This window comes from Bradyrhizobium sp. LeoA1Lang (genome assembly GCF_055413685.1).
Genome location: NZ_JBVAPG010000091.1, coordinates 12,838 through 33,690, shown reverse-complemented (window position 1 = coordinate 33,690; position 20,853 = coordinate 12,838). Strand labels below are relative to the sequence as shown.

Here is a 20,853-nt window from a genome sequence, read left to right as displayed (position 1 = left end):
CTCGTGAAGCTGGCCGGTGTCGTTGCCGTCATTGACGACCTCGCTTGCCACGATCAGCTTATGTTTGTCATCGACGGCGATCTGGACGTTGTAGCCCGCCACCACTTGACCGTTCTTCGACAACAGCCGGGCATCGGCATCCGTTTGCGACAGCTGCCTCTCGCCGCTCTCTTCCAGCCGCGCCAGATCGGCCTGCACGTTTGCCCGCTTGGCCATCAAGGCCGCGACCTTTTGCGTGACGTCCTCGCCATCGCCTCCCCCACCATCCCGTTCCGCGGACGCAGGCGCCGCCTCCGCGCGATCGTTGGCCTCAAGCGTGGCGCCATAGGCCTCGATCTCCCGGTCAATCTCCGCGAGCCGCTTGGCGAGCGTGCGCTGCGTCTTGATACTCGCCTTGCTGGCGTTGCCGTCAAAAAACGCCCCGTCGATCGCCACAACTTCACCGCCCACCAGGCCAAGCTCGCGCACCACAAGCACAAACTCCCGGTTCGCTGCCTTGAGCGCCTTCCAGTTGTCCTTGCGGAACTTGGCAATGGTGCGATAGCCGGGCACCAGCCGCTTCAGCAGCCAGATCAGTTCAAGATTGCGGCCGGCTTCCCGCTCAAGGCTGCGCGACGACCGGATCCGGTTCGTGTAGCCGTAAAGATAAAGCTTCAAAAGGTCGGCCGGGTCGTAAGGAGGCTGCCCAGCCCCGCCGCCTGACCCGTCGTGGCGGAAGCCAAGCTTCTCAAGCTCCAGCGCAGCGACAAACGCCTCGATCACTCGAACCGGATTGTCACGCTCCACATAATCTTCAACACGCGGCGGAAGAAAACTCGACTGATCCCGGCTAACGCCGGCCTTGAACCTATGATTCGGCATAACCGAATCGTACACGCATCGGCCTATCAGCCAAGATTCTTGCCCAGTCTCGCAGCGAAACCCATCGCGATGGAGCAAGCCGCGCGAGTGACGGGTTTCGCTGCGCTCCACCCATCCTTACGATGTCGTCCCGTCCTTCGTCAGGACGACGCTGTCATTCCGGGGCGCGCGTAGCGCGAGCCCGGAATCCATTTCTCCGCTTGCGCCTGTGGCCTGATGGATTGCGGGCTCGTCCTTCGGACGCCCCGGAATGACGGCGGCGAACGGGAGGGGCAGGTTGGATATGTCCTTAACTCACCCGTTAATCTTCCCTTTAACACTGTCTCAATCCGCAATAATTATTGAGTTTGTTGGTGCCCGCGTTTCCCGTTAAGGGAGCGTGTCGTCGGTTTGGCAAATTTTCGGCGATTTGGGGATTTTGATCCGCATGTGCGGCATTATCGGCATTCTCGGACGGGCACCGGTTGCGGAGCAACTGGTCGATTCGCTCAAGCGACTTGAATATCGCGGCTACGATTCCGCTGGCGTCGCCACGCTGGAGGGCGACCATCTGGTGCGGCGGCGCGCGGAAGGAAAATTGAAGAACCTGGAAGCGCGGTTGCGCGCCGAGCCGCTCGATGGCCACACCGGCATCGGGCATACGCGCTGGGCGACGCATGGCCGGCCGACCGAGGGCAATGCGCATCCGCATGCGACGGACAATGTCGCTGTTGTCCACAACGGCATCATCGAGAATTTTCGCGAGTTGCGCCAGGAGCTCGAGAAGCAGGGCGCGAAATTCTCCAGCGAAACCGACACCGAGGTCGTCGCCCATCTCGTCAACTCCTACCTCCTGAAGGGCAGTTCGCCGCAGGAGGCGGTGAAGGCGTCGCTGCCGCAGCTCCGCGGCGCGTTCGCGCTGGCGTTCCTGTTCAACGGCCACAATGATCTCCTGATCGGCGCCCGCAAGGGCTCGCCGCTCGCGGTCGGGCATGGCGACGGCGAGATGTATCTGGGATCGGACGCGATCGCGCTGGCGCCGTTTACCGATACGATCAGCTATCTCGAGGACGGCGACTGGGTGGTGCTGTCACGTGAAGTCGGCGTGATCTATGACGAGCATGGCGCGGTCGCCAACCGCGAGGTGCTGAAGTCAGGCGCATCGGCATTCCTGGTCGACAAGGCGAACTACCGCCACTTCATGGCCAAGGAGATCCACGAGCAGCCGGAAGTGGTCGGCCACACGCTGGCCCGCTATATCGACATGGCGACCGAGCGGGTCACGTTGCCGGTCAAGCTGCCGTTCGATTTCAAAGATATCCAGCGCGTCTCGATCACCGCCTGCGGCACCGCGAACTATGCTGGCTATGTCGGGAAATATTGGCTGGAGCGGTTCTCGCGCCTGCCGGTCGAGATCGATATCGCGTCCGAATTCCGCTACCGCGAGGCGCCTTTGCGGAAAGGCGATCTTGCGATCTTCATCTCGCAATCCGGCGAGACTGCCGACACGCTGGCCGCGTTGCGTTACGCGAAAGAGCAGGGCGCGCATACGGTTTCGGTGGTGAACGTGCCGACCTCGACGATCGCGCGCGAGAGCGAGACCGTGTTGCAGACGCTGGCCGGCCCCGAGATCGGCGTCGCCTCAACCAAGGCCTTCACTTGCCAGCTCATGGTGCTGGCATCGCTCGCGGTCGCCGCCGGCAAGGCGCGCGGCGAACTGTCTGACGCGGACGAGGCCAGGCTCGTGCACGGCCTCGTCGAGGTTCCCCGATTGATCGCGGCGGCGCTCACCACGGAGCCACAGATCGAGAAGCTCGCGCGCGAGATCTCCAAGTCGCACGATGTGCTCTATCTCGGCCGCGGCACCAGCTATCCGCTCGCGCTCGAGGGCGCACTGAAGCTGAAGGAAATTTCCTACATCCACGCCGAGGGCTATGCTGCCGGCGAGCTCAAGCACGGGCCGATCGCGCTGATCGACGAGAACATGCCGGTCGTGGTGATCGCGCCTTTCGACAAGGTGTTCGAGAAGACCGTCTCCAACATGCAGGAAGTGGCCGCCCGCGGCGGCAATATCATCCTGATGACCGATGCCAAGGGGGCCGCGGAGGCGACCGTCGATTCCCTGGTCACGATCGTGCTACCGGACATGGCGGCCGCCTTTACGCCGATAGTCTATGCCGTTCCGGTGCAACTCCTCGCCTATCATACCGCTGTCGTCATGGGCACGGACGTCGACCAGCCCCGCAATCTCGCGAAGTCAGTCACGGTCGAATAGCCGCAACCGCCCGGATTACGTTGGCCCTTCAAAAACCTGCTAGGATGGCTTAGCTGGGAGATTCTGGCTGCGCCTTGCGACCTGGAACCATAATGAACCCCGAGAATCCGTCTCCGATCCCGCCCCCGGAACACCCCTCGCCAGACGGCCCGCGCGGCCTGATGGCCCGCTTTCGAAACTATTTCCTGACCGGGCTGATCGTCACGGGACCGGTGGCGATCACCCTCTATCTCACCTGGTGGTTCGTGACCTGGGTCGACGGCCTGGTGCGACCCTTTGTGCCCTCGGCCTATCGTCCTGAAACCTATCTGCCGTTCGGCGTGCCCGGTTCCGGACTGGTCGTCGCGGTGATCGCGCTGACGCTGCTCGGCTTCCTCACCGCGAACCTGATCGGGCGGACGCTGGTCGATCTCGGCGAGCGGCTGCTCGGGCGGATTCCGGCGGTGCGCGCGATCTATCGCGGCCTCAAGCAGGTGTTCGAGACGCTGTTCTCGGGCAACGGATCCAGCTTCCGCCGCGTCGGCCTGGTCGAATTTCCCTCGCCGGGCATGTGGTCGATCGTCCTGATCTCGCAGTCGCCGAGCGCGAACATCGCCGCGAGCCTGCCGGGCGAGGAGGAGCACATTTCGGTGTTCCTGCCATGCTCGCCGAACCCGACCACCGGCTTCTTCTTCTACGTGCCGAAAAGTAAGATCATCGAGGTCGAGCTGAGCGCCGAGGACGCCGCGACGTTGATCATGTCCGCCGGCGTCGTGCAGCCGGGCAACGGCGATGCAAAGCGCATGGCCGCGCTCGCCGGTGTGGCCAACGCCGCCCGCATCGCCAACTCCGCCTCCGCGCTGCAGCCGAAGCCCGCGCCTGCGAAGGTAGAATAATCTCGCAGCGGTTGCTGTCATTTGATCGTCACGCTGCAGCGGATTCGCCGTGTTAGCCTGTGACAGGAACTGCTTGCTGCGCACGGGAGCGCGTGCCATTCCGGTGTCAACCGGATACCGCCTGTTCGGCGGCCCGGATTGCACCGACAATTTATTCTTGAAAGCCCGGGTTTTCTTGCCGGGCGTCGGGTGCGATCTCGATGCAGGATTGTGGATGGCGTTTTGCCTGTCGCTCATTGCGGACGAAGCTGGTTGTTCTCGCCGGGGTGATGTTGCTGCTCGCCTCGATGGCGATCCGGACCGCAAGCGCTGATGATATGAAGCGAAAGACCGGCGACGCCTTCTTCAAGGGCCACCGTCTCGTGACCTTCATCAACGACATGACGCGTCAGGCGACCATCGAGCTCGACGACCGCGAGATCCTTGCGAAGGAGGACGTTGCCGAGATCGGCAAGATCAACACCTACGACCTCGATGGTTCGGTGCTTTACATGCTCCACCTCAAGACGAGATCGGGATGCGGCTCCAATGTCATCGTCCACGCGATGTTGACCGGCGATTCCGGCAAGAACCAGATCCTGTCCGACTTCGCCGCATGCAACGACCTGGTCGAGATTCAGTTGACGACGCGCACGGGATGGGCGCTCTGGGCTGCCGTTGCCTATCGCAACGACCGGCCGACCGCACGGATTGCATACGTTATCGCGAACAAGCTCGAAAGCCAGGAGATCAAGGCGCCGTTCTGCCTGTTCACGCGCGTCGATCAGTTGAACTGCCTGCAGTCGCTGGTGGCGGAGGCGTTCGGTTCGGGCGAGCTCGGACTGCCGACCGGTTCCGGCTCGGCCGCCGATCACAAGGTCGAAACCTTCCACAACAAGCAGACCGGCAAGGCGACGCTGAAGCTCGACAATCGCGTCTTCCGCACCTTCGACAATGCCAAGGATTTCTTTCTCGCCTCGGTCGAAGGCGGCAACGAGCTCGGACTGTTCGTGCTCTTCCTCAGGCCTGCGACGGGATGCGCGACACGGCCGCTGCTGTTCTTTGGGGACCGCAAGGGTGAGCCGAGCATCACCATGGACTACGCGCCCTGCGCCGATCGCATGGCCAGCCTGACGAGCACCAAGGGCGCGCAGGTCCAGTGGATGGGGCTTGCGTTCAAGGCTGGTGAGCCGCGCGGCTATATCGCCTCGGTGCTCGACCGCAAGCTTACAACGCGCACCACTATGCTTCCGGCCTGTATGCTGGAGGCGGACAAGATGAATGACAATCGTTGCGTGAGCGAGGCGCTCGGCAAGTCTGGTCCCCAATCATCCGAACCGCCACAGCTGCGGGTGATCCCGATGCCGCTGCCGGGCGCCGCCCGCAAGCCACCGCCGCGCACGCAAGGAATCTAACGCCGTGTTTTGAAGGTGAGGCGAACTCGCGTTTGCCGCCGGATCGTTCTACAAATACCGTCTCTCGGAACTCTCGAGGACCTCTCATGTCCAATACGATCGCGATCCTTGCGCCGGGTGCCATGGGCAGCGCAGTGGCGCAGCGCTTGGCCGAACATGGCGCCCGCGTCCTGACCTCGCTACACGGCCGGAGCGAAGCGAGCGCCAAGCGCGCAGCGGCCAGCGGCATGGTGGCGGCCGCCGACGCCGATATCGCCGCAGCCGATATCATCCTCTCCATCGTTCCGCCGGGGGAAGCGATTGCGCTGGCCGAGCAGTTGGCCGCCAGTATCGTGAAATTCCGAACGAGACCTGTCGTCGTCGATTGCAATGCCGTCAATGTCGAGACGGTGCAGAAGGTTGGCGAAATCATCGCTGCTTCCGGCGCGCGCTTCGTCGATGGCGCGGTCATCGGCTTGCCGCCGAAACCAGGCTCAGCCGGACCAGCATTCTATGTCTCGGGCGAGCATGCGCAGGACCTCGCCGTGCTCAAGCAGTTCGGCCTCGACTTGCGCATCGTCGAAGGGCCGGTCGGCGCGGCTTCCGCGCTCAAGATGTCCTATGCCGGCATCAACAAGGGGCTGACGGCGGTCGGCGCCGCCATGGTGCTGGCGGCCACGCGCGCGGGCGCCGCCACTGCCTTGCGCGACGAACTGGCGCTGAGCCAGCCGCAAATCCTGGCGCGGCTTGGCGTCGCGCTGCCGGACATGGTGCCAAAGGCGTATCGCTGGGTCGCCGAGATGCGCGAGATCGCGGCTTTCCTCGGCCCGGATCATCCAGCCAATCTCGTCTATGAGGGATTCGCCAGGCTGTTCGAGCATATCGCGGCCGATGCCAACGGCGCGGGTACGGACGTTGCGAAGCTCCGAGCGTTTGCCGAGAGCTGCAAGGAGAAACGGAGCTAGCGGCACACCGCCGTCATTGCGAGGAGCGCAGCGACGAAGCAATCCATCTCTCCGAGCTTGCGGCGCAATGGATTGCTTCGCGTTGCTCGCAATGACGTGGGAGGTGCGTCACCCCGCGCCGATCAGCGGGATCGCTTCGTCGCGTTCGAATAGATAGAGCAGGCAGCGCAAGGCTTCGCCGCGCTCGCCTTTCAGCTTTGGATTATCCTTCATGATGCGCAGTGCTTCGTCGCGGGCCTGTGCGATGAGCTGGCCGTGCACCTCGGGCCGCGCGATGCGGTAGCCGGGCAGGCCGCTCTGGCGGATGCCGAGCACGTCGCCTTCGCCGCGCAGCTTCAGGTCTTCCTCGGCGATGCGGAAGCCGTCGGTGGTTTCGCGGATCACTTTCAGCCGCGCTTTTGCGATCTCCCCGAGCGGCTCCTGGTAGAGCAGCAGGCAGGTTGACGCTTCCGAGCCGCGCCCGATCCGGCCGCGCAGTTGATGCAATTGCGCAAGCCCAAAACGTTCGGCGTTCTCGATCACCATGATGGTCGCCGCCGGCACGTCGACGCCGACCTCGACCACGGTGGTGGCGACCAGGAGCGTGATCTCATGCGCGGCGAACTGCGCCATCACGGCGTCCTTTTCCGCGCCTTTCATTTGGCCATGGACGAGGCCGACATTGTCGCCGAAACGCTTCTGCAGGCTCTCAAACCGCTTGGTCGCGTTGGTCAGGTGTTCGGTGCCTTCGGCCTCGGATTCATCTACCAGCGGGCAGATCCAGTAGACCAGCTTGCCTGCCTTCAGCGCGCGGCCGACGGCGTCGATCACGTCGCTGATGCGGCTTGCCGGCACCGCGCGGGTATCGATTGGCTGGCGACCGGCCGGTTTCTCGCGCAATTCGGAGATGTCCATGTCGCCGAAATAAGTGAGCACCAGCGTGCGCGGGATCGGCGTGGCGCTCAGCACCAGCACGTCGACGGCTTCGCCTTTCGATGTCAGCGCCAGCCGCTCGCGCACGCCGAAGCGATGCTGCTCATCGACGATCGCAAGCGCCAGCGACTTGAAGATCACGTCGTCCTGGATCAGCGCATGCGTGCCGACCAAAAGATCGATCTCGCCGGCCTCGAGCCGGGCCAGCAGTTCGCGTCGCTCCTTGCCCTTCTCGCGGCCGGTGAGGATCGCGACACGAAGGCCGGCGCGTTCGGCGAGCGGGGCGATGGTCTTGATGTGCTGGCGCGCCAGGATTTCGGTCGGCGCCATCAGCGCGGCCTGCTTGCCGACTTCGGCGACGGCCGCGGCCGCAAGCAGCGCCACCACCGTCTTGCCGGAGCCGACGTCGCCTTGCAGCAGGCGCAGCATGCGCACCGGCTGGCGCAGATCTTCCGCGATCGCCGCCATTGCGGAGCGCTGCGAAGCAGTCAGTGCATAAGGCAGCGCGTTGATGATCTTGTTGCGCAGATGGCCGTCGCCGGCATTGCGGTCGCCAGCGGGGCGGCGGAGCTGGGCGCGGATCAGCGCCAGCGCCAATTGCCCGGCGAGCAGTTCGTCGAAGGCAAGGCGGGACCAGAACGGGCCGTCGGGCAGGATATCGGTGAGCTCGACCGGCACATGGACACGCTGCAGCGCTTCCGCGATCGGGGGAAAGCTGCAGCGGCGCAGCACCTCGGGGCTGATCCACTCCGGCAATGCGGGCAGTTTCTGCAACGCCTGCGCGATGGCACGGCGGAGCGAGCCGATCGCAAGCCCTTCGGTCAGCGGATAGACCGGATCGATGCCGGAGAGTTTTGCAAAGCCTTCTTCGTCAACCACGCGGTCGGGATGCACGATCTGGGGGATGCCGTCGTACATCTGCAAGGTGCCGGAGACATAGCGCTTGGCGCCGACGGGAAGCAGCTTCTCGACATAGCCCGGCTGGGCGCGGAAGAAGGTCAGGACCACGTCGCCGGTGTCATCGCCGGCATAGACGAGATAGGGAGCGCGCGAGTTGCGCGGCGGGGCCGGGCGATGGCGGTCGATCGTGACCTCGAGCGTCACTACCGTGCCCGGAACCGCGTCGCGGATCTTCGGCCGCGCGCGGCGGTCGATCACGCTTGCGGGCAGATGCAGCAACAGATCCACCAGCCGCGGCGTCTCGCTGCGGTCGAGCAGATAGCGGAGCAGCTTGTCCTGCTTCGGCCCGACGCCCGACAGGCTCGTGACCGGCGCAAACAGGGGATTGAGCAGAGCAGGGCGCATGGCAGCATCCGTCATCAGCCGGCCGCGTTCCGTCAAGCCCGGCGATGACGCAACAGTTGATAAATCGGGGAACAAGAAGGGCTGACATTAGCCATGTCAGCCGCTATATCAGCCCCGCCCGGCACGTCCGGGCTTTTGGCGTTTGGATGGATTTGGGCGACATGACGGGAACGACACGGTCGAGCGGCGGGCTCGACGACCGCCGCAAGCGGCTATTGTTTCGCTGCTGGCATCGTGGCACCCGCGAGATGGACCTCGTCCTCGGCCGCTTTGCGGACGCCGAAATCGGCAACCTCTCGGACACTGAGCTGTCCGAACTGGAGCACCTGCTCGAGGTGCCCGATCCCGACCTCTATGCCGCGCTGATCGGCGACAGGCCGCTTGAAGGGGCAGGCGCGCTGTTTGCCCGCATCAAGGCGTTTCGCGCGGTGGAACACGACGTATGAAGCCACAAGCCAAATCACCCGCCGCACTGCTGGCCCCCGGGCGCGCGGTGACCTTTGCCAATGTCGCCGAGGGTGCCGAGGGGCTGGTTATCGCCGATCTGGCGCGCGCGATCGCGGCGAAGCCGAAGCGTCCGGCCGTCAGCCTTGCCGTGGTGTGCCGCGACGGGCCGCGGATGCAGCAGCTCGCCCGCGCGCTGGAATTCTTCGCGCCCGATCTTGGCGTGATGCAGTTCCCGGCCTGGGACTGCCAGCCCTATGACCGCGTCTCGCCGCATGGTGGCGTCCTGGCGCAACGCCTGACCACGCTGGCGCGACTGTCGCGGCTCGCCGGCAGCGACAAGCCGCTGATCGTGCTGACCACGGTGAATGCCATCGTGCAGCGGGTGCCGGCGCGCGAGGTGGTGGCGGCGCGGGCGCTGTCGGTCGCGCCGGGCCATGTCGTACCGATGGACTCGATCGTCGCCTGGCTCGAACACAACGGCTATACGCGGTCCTCCACGGTGCGCGAGCCCGGTGAATACGCTGTGCGCGGCGGCATCCTCGATCTGTTTCCGGCCGGGCTCGACCAGCCGGTGCGGTTCGATTTCTTCGGCGATTCGCTGGAGTCGATCCGCAGCTTCGATGCCGAGACGCAGCGTACGCTCCTGGACATGCGCGGGCTCGATCTCGTTCCGGTCTCGGAATTCCAGCTCACCACGGAGACCATCCGCCGCTTCCGCATGGGCTATGTCGCCGCCTTCGGTGCACCGGAGCGCGACGATGCGCTCTATGAAGCCGTCACCGAAGGCCGCCGCCATCCCGGCATGGAGCACTGGCTGCCGCTGTTCCAGGAGCGGATGGACACGCTGCTCGACTATCTCGACGGCGCGCCTGTTGCGATCGAGCCGCAGGGCGAGGACGCCGCGCGCGAGCGTTTCAAGCAGATTGTCGATTACTATGACGCGCGCCGTGAAGCGATGGAGCATCCCGGCGGCGGCGCGATCTACAAGCCCCTGCCGCCGGACCGCCTCTATCTGACCGAAGCGGAATGGACGCAGCGGCTCGCCGACGGCGCGCTGGCGCGGCTGACGCCGTTCGCTGTCCCTGAGGGCAGCACGGAGGTGTTCGACGCCGGCGCGCGGCAGGGCCGCAACTTCGCGCCGGAACGCACTGATGCGTCCGTCAACGTGTTCCAGGCCGTCGCCGCCCACGTGCAGGCCCTGCAGGCGCAGCGCAAGAAAGTGGTGATCGCGTTGTGGAGCGAGGGCTCGCGCGACCGCATGGGCTCGATGCTGCAGGACCACAAGCTTCACAATATCACCAACGTCAACACCTGGCGCATGGTGCAGGCGACGCCGCGTAACGAGGCGATGCTCGCCGTGCTCGGCATGGAAAGCGGCTTCGAGACTGACGACGTCGCCGTCATCAGCGAGCAGGACATCCTGGGCGACCGCCTGGTGCGGCCGCGCAAGGCGCATCGCAAGCTCGACAATTTCATCTCGGAGGTCACGAGTCTCGCGGCCGGCGATCTCGTCGTCCATGTCGAGCACGGCATCGGCCGCTTCATCGGCCTGCAGACGCTGGAAGTTTCCGGCGCGCCGCATGACTGTCTCGAGCTGCACTATGCGGCGGAGACAAAACTGTTCCTGCCGGTCGAGAACATCGAGCTGTTGTCGCGCTACGGCTCCGACAGCGCCAATGTCGAATTGGATCGCCTCGGCGGCACCGGCTGGCAGGCGCGGAAGGCCAAGCTCAAGAACCGCATCCGCGAGATTGCCGGCGAGCTGATCAAGATCGCGGCCGAGCGGATGCTGCACGAAGCGCCGAAGATGCCGGTGCAGCCGCATGTCTATGACGAGTTCTGCGCGCGCTTCCCCTATGACGAGACCGAGGACCAGCTTGGCGCGATCAACTCGACGCTGAAGGACCTCGAGAGCGGCCGTCCGATGGACCGGCTGATCTGCGGCGACGTCGGCTTCGGCAAGACCGAAGTGGCGCTGCGCGCAGCGTTTGCGGTCGCGCTCGACGGCAAGCAGGTCGCGGTCGTGGTGCCGACCACGCTCTTGGCGCGCCAGCACAGCAAGACCTTTGCCGAGCGCTTCCGCGGCTTCCCGGTCAATGTCGCGCAGGCCTCGCGGCTGATCCCGGCGAAGGAATTGACGCAGGTCAAGAAGGGGCTCACCGATGGCAGCGTCGATATCATCGTCGGCACGCATGCGCTGCTCGGCAAGTCGATCAAGTTCAAGGATCTTGGCCTCCTGATTGTCGACGAGGAGCAGCATTTTGGCGTCGGCCACAAGGAGCGGCTGAAGCAGTTGCGGGCGCAGGTCCACGTGCTGACGCTGTCCGCGACGCCGATCCCGCGCACGCTGCAACTGGCGCTGACCGGCGTGCGCGAGCTCTCGATCATTGCCTCGCCCCCGGTCGACCGGCTCGCGGTGCGCACCTTCGTCGCGCCACACGATCCCTTGATGATCCGCGAGGCGCTGCTCCGCGAGCGCTATCGCGGCGGACAGGCATTCTACGTGGTGCCGCGGATCGAGGATCTCGCTGGTGTGAAAGACTTCCTCGACAAGAACGTGCCGGAGATGAAGGTCGCGGTGGCGCATGGCCAGATGCCGCCGACCGTGATCGAGGACATCATGTCGGCGTTCTACGACGGCAAATACGATATCCTGCTGTCGACCACGATCGTGGAGTCCGGGCTCGATATCCCGAACGCCAACACGCTGATCGTGCACCGCGCCGACATGTTCGGGCTCGCCCAACTCTATCAGCTCCGCGGCCGCGTCGGTCGCTCGAAGCTGCGCGCCTATGCGCTGTTCACACTGCCGGCACAGCAGAAGATCACGCCGCAGGCGGAGCGGCGGCTCAAGGTGCTGCAGTCGCTGGAAACGCTCGGCGCGGGCTTCCAACTCGCTTCACATGACCTCGACATCCGCGGCGCCGGCAATCTTCTGGGCGAGGAGCAATCGGGTCATATCAAGGAAGTCGGCTTCGAGCTTTATCAATCGATGCTGGAGGAGGCGATCGTCAACCTCAAGGCCGGCGTGGCCGAGCCTGCCGCCGACCGCTGGTCGCCGCAGATCACGATCGGCATGCCCGTGCTCATTCCGGAGGATTACGTCAACGATCTTTCGGTGCGGCTGTCGCTGTACCGGCGGCTCGCCGATCTCGACACCGAGGAAGAGATCGACAATTTCGCAGCCGAGATGCGCGACCGCTTCGGCGTGCTGCCGGACGAGGTGCGCTATTTGTTCAAGGTCGCCACTATCAAGGCCTACTGCCGCACAGCCAATGTCGAGAAGGTCGATGCCGGTCCGAAGGGCGCGGTGATCGCGTTCCGCGATAATGCCTTTGCCCAGCCCGACCGCCTGGTCGCCTTCATCCGCCAGCATGGCCAGGCCGCGAAGGTGCGGCCCGACATGAAGGTCGTGTTCTTCCAGGAATGGAAGACTCCGGAAGAACGGCTTGCAGGGACAACGGAAATCCTGCGGCAACTTGCCAATCTCGCCGAGAACAAGAAGGCGGCATAAGCTTGCCTTCTTGTTCGCGGGACGCTGGTCGCACAGGCGCTGCCGATCCCGATGTTTTGAGGCAATGGCGCCCTATTAATATTACTGCTTAACTACCAGTTAAGGATGTGTTTGCCGGCACGAAAGCGCATAGCCTAGCGTGCGCCGAGTGCGGCTCCGTAACCGGCAAGTTGGTGCGTACCATGAGCAATCGAGTCTGTGGCGCGTTGATCGCGTCTGTTGGCGCAGCAGCGCTTCTGTTTGCTGCGAACGATGCATCCGCGAGGTCGGGAGGGGCGGCGCGCGGAGGGGTTGCTTCGGGACCGTCGGTTGCACGTGGGCACGTCGGCCCATCGTTCCGGCCGCACCGGAGAGGCTTTGTCGGCGGCTTCTGGCCGGGCACAGCCGGCTATTTCGATGCGCCAGCGGCGAGCGAAGGCTTCGCCGGCATTCCGCAATCGCAATCGGTCTCGGGCGACTTCCGCAACACCTACACGTACGACGTCCCCTGGGATTGGGCCCATCGCTATCCGCCGATGGTCGTACCTTCCGATCGACCCTATGTGTCGAGCTGTCCCTCCGAGAGCGTGACCGTCCCCGGCCGTGGCGGCGGAGAGCAGACCGTCAACATCACGCGCTGCTACTGACGAAGAAGCTCACGGCTGCGCCTGGCCACCCCACGCGTCGAGATCGAGCTTCCAGAGCGGCGGCAGATCGGCGAAAGGCGGTGTGGTGTGGGCGATGACGATGGCCGCACGGCGGCTGTCCGAGTCGATCTTGCTGTTGATCGCCTTGACGTGCGCCTTGATCGCATCGACGCCGATATCGAGGATGCCGGCGATCTCATCGTTTGACTTGCCCAGGGCAATCCACGATGCCACCTCGATCTGGCGCGGCGTGAGCGCGGGGAAGGCCAGTCGTAGCCGATCGGCCGGAGTGAGCTTGGCGAGAGTGCGCTGCTGAGCCTGCCGGTAGCTTCGCAGAATGTGCGGACGGAACGCTTCGAGACGGTCGCGATCCAAATCGCTGAAGGCCGGGCGATCCAACACACGATGGCCGACGATCGTGACCACATAGTCTTCATGCTGCAGCACGATTGCCATCATCCGACGGGCGCCTGACGGCAGGAATGCTTCCCTGGCCATGGGGAGTTCGACGTACTCTTCATCGGTGAAGAAATCCGACTCGCGCAGCGCACGCTCGCCGTAGAAGGCAGGATCATACTGCCAGAACGGGTGCGAGTGCCGGTGACGGGCAAAAGCCTGCATCGCGCGCGCACGCTTTTCAGGATCGTCTTCGACCGAAACCAACGCGCGAAAATCCTGACTCGCGTGATGGAATTCGGAAAAGCTCACGACTTCCGCGTCGATCAAGCGACCGATGCTCGTGAACAGCACGCCAGGCAGCGCGTGTAGATCGGGTTCCGTTTCGTAAAGACGAATGATCTCGGCGTCGAGTTTGTTGTCCCGGTTGTCCATGGGATTCTGCATTGCAGTTTCTGGTTGAGATTGATTCAATTTTGCGCGCAGTTCGCAGCGATCGGGAACTCGGTCTGTTGCAGCAAAGCCTCGCTGTTTTTCTTAACGCTCACGACAACGCCTGTATACCCTTTTGGGTAGTGGCCAGATCGCGATTCATCCGCGAATTCTCCCTCCACGTTCGTCCGCGATATGTGGCGCGGATTCGTCGGCGGTAGGGGGCAGGCATGAAGAACGCGAAACTCCAAACAATTTTCGGTTTCTGCAAAGATGAAACGTCGTGCTTGCATCAATGAGTGCGGCGCGGCTCCACGGTTCGGGACGGTTCGCCGGCCCGCGGACGGATTCGTCTGAGCGGCAATCGGGCAGGCTGCAGCTCCGCGCGCTCGCCACAGCGTCTCCGATCGCGCTGCTCCTCGGCCTGACGGGCTTGGCGCTTCCGGCCCATGCGCAGACATGCACGCCTGGCAACACAGCGGCTTGCAGCGCCCCTGGTGGCAGCGGCGCCATGGCGCCCGAGGTCCGTGGTGGCAATGGTGGCGCGGGCAACGGTGACGGTGGCAATTCCACGACCGTCGCCGGATCAACCGTGCAGGTTCCCGGCGCCCCTAGCGCCAATAATGGTGACGGCGGCGCCGGCGCCCCGGGCCAAGTCAGCGCCGGCGGAACAGGCGGCCTCGTGGGCTTGGTCACATCGTCCAACGCGCCGATCACGGGCCCGATCACCGGGGGCACCGGGTCGATTCCGAGCGACGATTTAAATCATGGAGCAGGTGGTGGCGGCGGCGGTACCGGTCTGTACTTCTCCGGCACGAACCTCACGATCGATGCAGGTGGCATCCTCACTGGCGGCGCGGGGAGGGCTAGCGGCAACGGCATCACCACCGTTTCCGATGGCGGCGGCGGTGGCGGTGGCGGCGCCGGCGTAACCACGACAGCAGCCGTAACCATCGACAACGCCGGCGCGATCATCGGAGGAAACGGCGGGGCCGGAGGTTCAGGCGGTTTCGGTGGCGGGGGCGGTGGCGGTGGCGATGGCCTGCTGGTGCTCGGCGGCAATACGCTCATCACCAACACCGCGAGCATCACGGGGGGCGCCGGCGGCAGCGGAGGAGTTGGCACCAGAATCAGCGGTAGTGCGGGCAGCAGCGGCCGGGGCGTCAATCTGATCGGCGGCAACAATAGGCTGATCAACAGCGGCACCATCACGGGCGGCGCCGCAAATGGGGGCGCCGCCGGCGCCGGTGTCATCACCAATGGAGGAGACACCATCAACAATTCCGGTACGATCAGCGGCGGGCTGGTCGCAGGCACGACCTACGCGGCGGCGATCCAGTTCGGCGGCACCGGGAACACATTGAACTTGCTGACCGGCTCAACGCTTGTCGGTGACATCCAGTTGATCACCGGCGCCGGAGCGACCATCGCCGCGCAAAATAACGGGCTCACACTCGGCAATGCGATCACGCTCGGCTCCGGTTCAGCCTTGACCTTCGATACGTCTACGGCTGGTCTTTCGGTGTCCGGGGTGGTGTCCGGCGCAGGCAGCCTGACCACGACGGGGACCGGCACGGTCGTGCTCTCCGGAACCAACACCTACACCGGCGGCACCACCATCTCCCAGGGAACGCTGCAACTCGGCAATGGCCTAGCCTCGGGCTCGACACGGGCAACGTGACGAACAACGGCACCCTGGCCGTCAACCGCTCCGACACCTACGCCTTCGGCGGCGACATCTCGGGCAGTGGTGCGTTCGCGCAGAGAGGCACCGGCACCACCATCCTCACCGGCACCAACACCTACAGTGGCGGCACGACAATCGCGGCCGGCATGCTTTCAGTGACATCGGACTCCAACCTCGGCGCCGCCTCGGGTGCCATCACTTTCAATGGCGGTACCCTCCAGGTCACCGGAACGAGCTTCACCGGCACATCGCGGACGATCAACTGGGGCGGCGGAGGGTTCGATATTGCAAATGCCGCCAACGATTTCGTCGTGAGCCAATCGCTCACAGGCAGCGGCGCGCTGACCAAGTCCGGCGCCGGAATCCTGACATTCACCGGCACCAACACCTACACCGGCGGCACCACCATCGCCCAGGGAACGTTGCAGCTCGGCAATGGCGTCGCCTTGGGCTCGATCACAGGCAACGTGACGAACGACGGCACCCTGGCCGTCAATCGCTCCGACACCTATACCCTCGGCGGCAACGTCTCGGGCAGCGGTGCGTTCGTGCAGAGAGGCACCGGTACCACCATCCTCGCCGGCACCAACACCTACACTGGCGGTACCACCATCGCCCAGGGAACGCTGCAGCTCGGCAATGGCGTCGCCTTGGGCTCGATCACGGGCAACGTCACGAACAATGGCACCCTGGCCATCAATCGCTCCGATACCTATGCCCTCGGCGGCGACATCTCGGGCAGCGGTGCGTTCGCGCAGAGAGGCACCGGCACAACCATTCTCACCGGCACCAACACCTACACTGGCGGCACCACCATCTCCAACGGCACGCTGCAGATCGGCAATGGCGGCACGTCCGGTGTTATCGCGGGCAACATCGTCAATAACAGCTTCCTCGTTTTCGATCGCTCCGACGACAGCGCCTTCGCCGGCTCGATCACCGGCAACGGCCTCTTCACCAAGAGCGGGGCCGGTACGCTAACCCTATCGGGCAACAACACCTATACGGGGGGAACACGGCTGTTCGGCGGCACCCTGGAGGTACAAGGCGGTCACGCCATCGGCGATAGCTCCAGCGTCATTGTCCTCGGCGGCAGCACGCTGCGCCTTCTGAACAGCGAGACCGTAGCAATCCTGGCCTCCGGCGCGACCGATTTCGGCACCGTCGATCTCGCCGGCGGCAATCTCACCACCAGCCTGAACTCGACCCTGACGACCGCTCTTTATTATGGCAACCTGGTCGGCGCGGGCGGCCTGATCAAGGACGGCACCTACAAGCAGGTGCTGGCCGGCAGCAACAGCTATACAGGCGGCACGACGATCCTGGCCGGCACGTTGCAGCTCGGCGATGCGACGCATACGAGCAGGATCATCGGCGACGTCACCAACAATGCCACGTTCGCGATCGTCAACGCTGATACGACCGGCCTGACCGCGATCACGACCAGCGGCCGGACGACGTTTGCCGGCAACAGCACGGCAGGCAATGCCCGGCTTGTTACCGAGGCCGGCGGCGTCGTGGACTTTTCCGCGAGCACAGGGCCGAACGGCGATCGCCGGCTCGCGGCCGGGTCGATCGAGGGCGCCGGCCTTTATCGCCTCGGCGCGAACGCGTTCGCCGTCGGCGGCAACAACCTGTCGACCGTGGTCACCGGGACGATCGCCGACGGCGGCGTAAGCGGGGGCGCCGGGGCTTCGGTCACAAAGATCGGCACCGGCACGCTCACCCTGAACGGCCAGAGCAGCTATACGGGCGTGACCATGGTCAACGCGGGCAAGCTCGTGGTCGGCGACGACAGCCACGCTAGCGCGAGCCTCGTCAGCGCCGTCACTGTCGACAGTGGTGGAACACTCGGCGGCATTGGCACCATCGGCGGCCTCACTGCTGCCAACGGCGGTATCGTGGCGCCGGGAAACTCCATCGGGACTCTCAACGTCGCCGGCAATGTCAACTTCGCAGCCGGCTCGATTTACCAGGTCGAGGCGAACGCGGCGGGCCAGTCCGACAGGATCGTCGCCACCGGAACGGGCACGCTCGGAGGCGGGAGCGTGCTGGCGCTGGCGCAGAACGGCACCTATGCGCCGCAGACCACCTACACCATCCTCACCGCGAACGGCGGCGTCACCGGTAGCTTTGCCGACGTCACCAGCAGCCTGGTCTTCCTGACTCCGACATTGGGCTACGACGCCAACAATGTGTTCCTGACCTTCAGCCGCAGCACCACCACATTTCCTGACGTCGCGGCGACCCCGAACCAGCGCGCGGTGTCCAGCGCCTTGCAGGGGAGTTCACTGACCAGCCCGCTGGTGATTGCCGTGCTCAATCAGAGTGCGGCCGGCGCGCGGCAGGCGTTCGATGCGCTGTCGGGCGAGGTGCATGCCAGCGCGCAGACCGCGATGGTCGACGACTCCCGCTATCTGCGCGAGGCCGTACTCGGGCGGTTGCGGCAGGCTTCATTCACGGGCGACGCGGGTCCGATGGCCGCACTCACCTCCGGCGGCCCGCAACTAGCCGCGATGGAGTCGATGTCGGTCAGTTCCGCGCTCGCCTATGCGGGGGCGCACAAGTCGGCGTTCCCGATGAAGGCGCCGCCCGCAGCGCCGGCGTGGCGTCCCGAGACGGCGTTCTGGGCGCAGGGCGTCGGCGCCTGGGGCCGGTTCGACGGCGACGGCAATGCCGCCGGTATGCGGCGCGATCTCGCCGGCTTCTTCAGCGGCGTCGATCATCGCATCAGTCCCAACTGGATCGTGGGTATCGCCGGCGGCTACACCAGTTCAACCGTCCGCGTCAGCGACCGGGCGAGTTCCGCTGATGTCGAGACCGCCCATCTCGCCGGTTATGTCGGTACGACCTACGGCGCGCTCAGCCTGCGCGGCGGTGCGGCGGCAAGCTTCAGCACGCTCGACACCAGCCGCTCCATCATGTTCCCGAATTTCTTCGACACTGCACGCGCCCGTTACGACGCGACCACCGCGCAGGTGTTCGGCGAGGTGGGTTATGGGCTGACATTCGGACAGGTCGCGCTCGAGCCCTTTGCTGGGCTTGCCTGGGTCCATCTCGACACCAACAGTTTCAATGAGACCGGCGGCAGCGGCATCGCCGCGCTGCTCGGCTCCGGCACCAAGGAAGACGTCGGCTACTCAACGCTCGGCGCGCGCATCGCCACCAGCTTTCTGCTGACCAACGGCATGTCGCTGACGCCGCGCGCCTCGGTGGCGTGGCAGTACGCTCTCGGTGATGTCACCCCGACGGCGGCACTCGCGTTCCAGAGCACGGGCGCGAACTTCCTGGTGGCGGGCGTGCCGCTTGCGCGCAACGCAGCGCTGGTCGAGGGCGGGCTCGATCTGCGGGTCACGCCGCAAGCCAGCGTCGGCATCGCCTATGTCGGCCAGCTCGCCGACCGCGTGCAGGATCATTCGGTCAAGGGCAGCTTCACCTGGAGATTCTAGGGCAGGATCCGGAAAAGTAGAAACCGGCTTTCCCTCGCGACAACGCGAAGCGTTTGCGCGGCAGCAGAGGCGCGACGCAAACCCCGCCGCACGCGACGAGTGTCGCGCGGGGAACTTCGGCGCGGCGGCAGCCAGGCAGTGCCCTCCATCCCGAAGGTTCCAGCCGCAACCAGATGATGCATGGGCGCGATCACGATCAGCGGCGCATAGCGGTGGCGCTTCTGGCGCAATCCTATGTCCTCGGAGGTAAGGGTCCGTTTCGGAGACAACACGGAGATCATCCATGTCTCAGGCTGAACACTTCGATATCGTCATCCTCGGCAGCGGTCAGGGCGGAAAGCGGCTCGCATGGCATCTTGGCCGTTCCGGCAAGAAAGTCGCCGTGGTCGAGCGCCGCTGGGTCGGCGGTTCCTGCCCGGCAGTCGCCTGTCTCCCATCGAAGAATGAAATCTGGAGTGCGCGGGTCGCTCACCTCGTGCGGAACGCTGCGCATTTCGGGTCACTGACCGGTGCGGTCAAGACCGATATGGGCAAGGTGCGCGCTCGCAAACAGGGCATGGTCGACCGCGAGATCGCATTCCACCTGAACGCCTACAAGGAGAGCGGCGCAGAACTCATCATGGGCAGCGGCCACTTCGTGGGTCCGAAGACCCTTCAGGTCGCGTTGAACGATGGGGGTATCCGCTTGCTCGCGGGTGACGAGGTTGTCCTCAATGTTGGTACGCACGCAGCCATTCCTGATATCGCCGGTCTCAAGGCCGCGCGTGCACTTACTCATATCGAAGCGCTGGAGCTCGACTACGCGCCGTCGCACTTGATCGTACTCGGGGGCGGCTATGTCGGTGTCGAAATGGCCCAGGGCTTCCGTCGGTTCGGCAGCCGAGTGACGATCATCGAGCCGGGTCGCCAGCTCATGGGACGGGAAGATGCCGATGCGGCCGAAGAGATTCAGCGCATTCTGAGCGGCGAGGGGATTGACGTGCTGCTGAACGCCCAACCCGTCAGTGTCCATGGTGTTTCCGGCGATACCGTGTCGGTGAGCGTGCGTACCCTCAAGGGCGAAGAGAAGATCGAAGGCAGCGACTTGCTTGTGGCAGTTGGCCGGGTCGCCAACACCGCCGGCATCGGGCTCGACGAAGCCGGAATAGAACTCGATGCCCGCGGCTTCATTCGTGTCAACGAACGTCTGCAGGCGACTGCGCCCGGTGTCTGGGCCATCGGCGAATGCTGCGGCAGCCCCCAGTTCACGCATGTCTCGGTCGATGACTTCAGAATTGTAAGGGACAACATGGCAGGCGGCACCCGCAGGACCGACGATCGCCTCATTCCTTATGTCGTGTTCACCGATCCGCCGCTCGCACGTGTCGGCCTCTCCGAGCAGGAAGCCAAGCGGCAGGGTATCCCTGCGCGTATCGCGAAGCTGCCGATGAGTCATGTCCTGCGCACGGAGGCAACCGACGAGACCGACGGCTTCATGAAGGTTGTCGTCAGCGCGAACGACGACCGTATCCTCGGCTTTTCCATGATCGGTTCTGAGGCCGGCGAGGTCATGGCCGTCATCCAAGCCTCAATGCTCGCCGGCTTGCCGTACCCGAAGTTGCGAGATGCCGTGATAGCGCACCTCACCATCGCGGAAGGACTAGGCCCGCTGCTGGCAAACGTGCCGCCGCGGTCTTGATCGCACGCAGCGGCAGTGGAAACGATACCGGTGCTCTAAGACGAGCGCCGGCATCGGACGGCGGCCTGAATGCCGCCAG

The 20,853-nt window shown here is 64.7% G+C and carries 15 protein-coding genes; 11 read left to right on the top strand and 4 right to left on the bottom strand.

Annotated features, from left to right (window positions below):
* Nucleotides 1-972, bottom strand: a 972-nt coding sequence (locus tag ACZYOF_RS26910; protein ID WP_463717680.1) for a transposase, incomplete at its 3' end; no start/stop codon positions are given.
* A 316-nt stretch (nucleotides 973-1,288) separates the two neighbouring features.
* On the opposite strand from ACZYOF_RS26910, the gene glmS reads away from it, so the two are divergent.
* From glmS to ACZYOF_RS26885, 5 genes are all read left to right on the top strand, one after another.
* Complete coding sequence (gene glmS, locus ACZYOF_RS26905) at nucleotides 1,289-3,115, top strand: glutamine--fructose-6-phosphate transaminase (isomerizing) (protein WP_463717679.1); 1,827 nt, start codon at nucleotides 1,289-1,291, stop codon at nucleotides 3,113-3,115.
* Between the two features lie 92 nt (nucleotides 3,116-3,207).
* The gene (locus tag ACZYOF_RS26900) at nucleotides 3,208-3,990 is read left to right on the top strand and encodes a DUF502 domain-containing protein (protein WP_130581782.1); all 783 of its coding nucleotides are present in this window, start codon (nucleotides 3,208-3,210) and stop codon (nucleotides 3,988-3,990) included.
* A gap of 103 nt (nucleotides 3,991-4,093) precedes the next feature.
* Nucleotides 4,094-4,303, top strand: coding sequence for a hypothetical protein (locus ACZYOF_RS26895; RefSeq protein WP_463717678.1), 210 nt, complete (start codon nucleotides 4,094-4,096; stop codon nucleotides 4,301-4,303).
* A 4-nt stretch (nucleotides 4,304-4,307) separates the two neighbouring features.
* Nucleotides 4,308-5,384, top strand: a complete 1,077-nt coding sequence (locus ACZYOF_RS26890) for a hypothetical protein (RefSeq protein ID WP_463717677.1) — start codon at nucleotides 4,308-4,310, stop codon at nucleotides 5,382-5,384.
* An 86-nt stretch (nucleotides 5,385-5,470) separates the two neighbouring features.
* Nucleotides 5,471-6,328, top strand: coding sequence for an NAD(P)-dependent oxidoreductase (locus ACZYOF_RS26885; protein WP_463717676.1), 858 nt, complete (start codon nucleotides 5,471-5,473; stop codon nucleotides 6,326-6,328).
* A 108-nt stretch (nucleotides 6,329-6,436) separates the two neighbouring features.
* Here the strand turns inward: ACZYOF_RS26885 and recG are convergent, their stop codons facing one another.
* Entirely contained in the window at nucleotides 6,437-8,545 is a 2,109-nt protein-coding gene (recG, locus tag ACZYOF_RS26880; protein WP_463717675.1) for an ATP-dependent DNA helicase RecG, read from the bottom strand.
* A 161-nt stretch (nucleotides 8,546-8,706) separates the two neighbouring features.
* Here recG and ACZYOF_RS26875 point away from each other — a divergent pair, with 161 nt between their 5' ends.
* The 3 genes from ACZYOF_RS26875 (at nucleotide 8,707) to ACZYOF_RS26865 (ending at nucleotide 13,132) form a co-directional block, all read left to right on the top strand.
* Nucleotides 8,707-8,991, top strand: a complete 285-nt coding sequence (locus tag ACZYOF_RS26875; protein ID WP_463717674.1) for an FAD assembly factor SdhE — start codon at nucleotides 8,707-8,709, stop codon at nucleotides 8,989-8,991.
* Entirely contained in the window at nucleotides 8,988-12,506 is a 3,519-nt protein-coding gene (gene mfd, locus ACZYOF_RS26870; protein ID WP_463717673.1) for a transcription-repair coupling factor, read from the top strand. Before ACZYOF_RS26875 ends, mfd begins: the two co-directional genes overlap by 4 nt.
* A 182-nt stretch (nucleotides 12,507-12,688) precedes the next feature.
* The gene (locus ACZYOF_RS26865; RefSeq protein WP_463717672.1) at nucleotides 12,689-13,132 is read left to right on the top strand and encodes a hypothetical protein; all 444 of its coding nucleotides are present in this window, start codon (nucleotides 12,689-12,691) and stop codon (nucleotides 13,130-13,132) included.
* 9 nt (nucleotides 13,133-13,141) lie between these two features.
* Here ACZYOF_RS26865 and ACZYOF_RS26860 read toward each other — a convergent pair whose 3' ends face one another.
* A complete protein-coding gene (locus ACZYOF_RS26860) occupies nucleotides 13,142-13,963 on the bottom strand; it encodes a helix-turn-helix transcriptional regulator (protein ID WP_463717671.1) in 822 nt (273 codons plus the stop codon).
* A gap of 508 nt (nucleotides 13,964-14,471) precedes the next feature.
* Between ACZYOF_RS26860 and ACZYOF_RS26855 the strand changes: the two genes are divergently transcribed.
* Nucleotides 14,472-15,641, top strand: a complete 1,170-nt coding sequence (locus tag ACZYOF_RS26855) for a hypothetical protein (protein ID WP_463717670.1) — start codon at nucleotides 14,472-14,474, stop codon at nucleotides 15,639-15,641.
* On the top strand, nucleotides 15,638-19,096 hold the full coding sequence (locus ACZYOF_RS26850; RefSeq protein ID WP_463717669.1) for an autotransporter outer membrane beta-barrel domain-containing protein: 3,459 nt from the start codon (nucleotides 15,638-15,640) through the stop codon (nucleotides 19,094-19,096). Before ACZYOF_RS26855 ends, ACZYOF_RS26850 begins: the two co-directional genes overlap by 4 nt.
* Here ACZYOF_RS26850 and ACZYOF_RS26845 read toward each other — a convergent pair.
* A complete protein-coding gene (locus ACZYOF_RS26845; RefSeq protein ID WP_463717668.1) occupies nucleotides 19,093-19,377 on the bottom strand; it encodes a hypothetical protein in 285 nt (94 codons plus the stop codon). The two genes, ACZYOF_RS26850 and ACZYOF_RS26845, sit on opposite strands and share 4 nt — an antisense overlap.
* A 2-nt stretch (nucleotides 19,378-19,379) precedes the next feature.
* Between ACZYOF_RS26845 and ACZYOF_RS26840 the strand changes: the two genes are divergently transcribed.
* Nucleotides 19,380-20,774 carry an FAD-dependent oxidoreductase gene (locus ACZYOF_RS26840; protein ID WP_463717667.1) on the top strand — a complete coding sequence of 465 codons (1,395 nt, stop codon included), beginning with the start codon at nucleotides 19,380-19,382 and terminating at the stop codon, nucleotides 20,772-20,774.
* Nucleotides 20,775-20,853 lie beyond the last annotated feature (79 nt).

Bases quoted from the DNA above. Each gene is read 5' to 3' on its own strand.
- glmS (WP_463717679.1), top strand. From the start codon at position 1,289: ATGTGCGGCATTATCGGCATTCTCGGACGGGCACCGGTTGCGGAGCAA.
- ACZYOF_RS26855 (WP_463717670.1), top strand. From the start codon at position 14,472: ATGGCGCCCGAGGTCCGTGGTGGCAATGGTGGCGCGGGCAACGGTGAC.
- ACZYOF_RS26840 (WP_463717667.1), top strand. From the start codon at position 19,380: ATGTCTCAGGCTGAACACTTCGATATCGTCATCCTCGGCAGCGGTCAG.
- recG (WP_463717675.1), bottom strand. From the start codon at position 8,545: ATGCGCCCTGCTCTGCTCAATCCCCTGTTTGCGCCGGTCACGAGCCTG.
- ACZYOF_RS26865 (WP_463717672.1), top strand. From the start codon at position 12,689: ATGAGCAATCGAGTCTGTGGCGCGTTGATCGCGTCTGTTGGCGCAGCA.
- ACZYOF_RS26845 (WP_463717668.1), bottom strand. From the start codon at position 19,377: ATGATCTCCGTGTTGTCTCCGAAACGGACCCTTACCTCCGAGGACATA.
- mfd (WP_463717673.1), top strand. From the start codon at position 8,988: ATGAAGCCACAAGCCAAATCACCCGCCGCACTGCTGGCCCCCGGGCGC.
- ACZYOF_RS26860 (WP_463717671.1), bottom strand. From the start codon at position 13,963: ATGGACAACCGGGACAACAAACTCGACGCCGAGATCATTCGTCTTTAC.
- ACZYOF_RS26885 (WP_463717676.1), top strand. From the start codon at position 5,471: ATGTCCAATACGATCGCGATCCTTGCGCCGGGTGCCATGGGCAGCGCA.
- ACZYOF_RS26875 (WP_463717674.1), top strand. From the start codon at position 8,707: ATGACGGGAACGACACGGTCGAGCGGCGGGCTCGACGACCGCCGCAAG.
- ACZYOF_RS26890 (WP_463717677.1), top strand. From the start codon at position 4,308: ATGAAGCGAAAGACCGGCGACGCCTTCTTCAAGGGCCACCGTCTCGTG.
- ACZYOF_RS26900 (WP_130581782.1), top strand. From the start codon at position 3,208: ATGAACCCCGAGAATCCGTCTCCGATCCCGCCCCCGGAACACCCCTCG.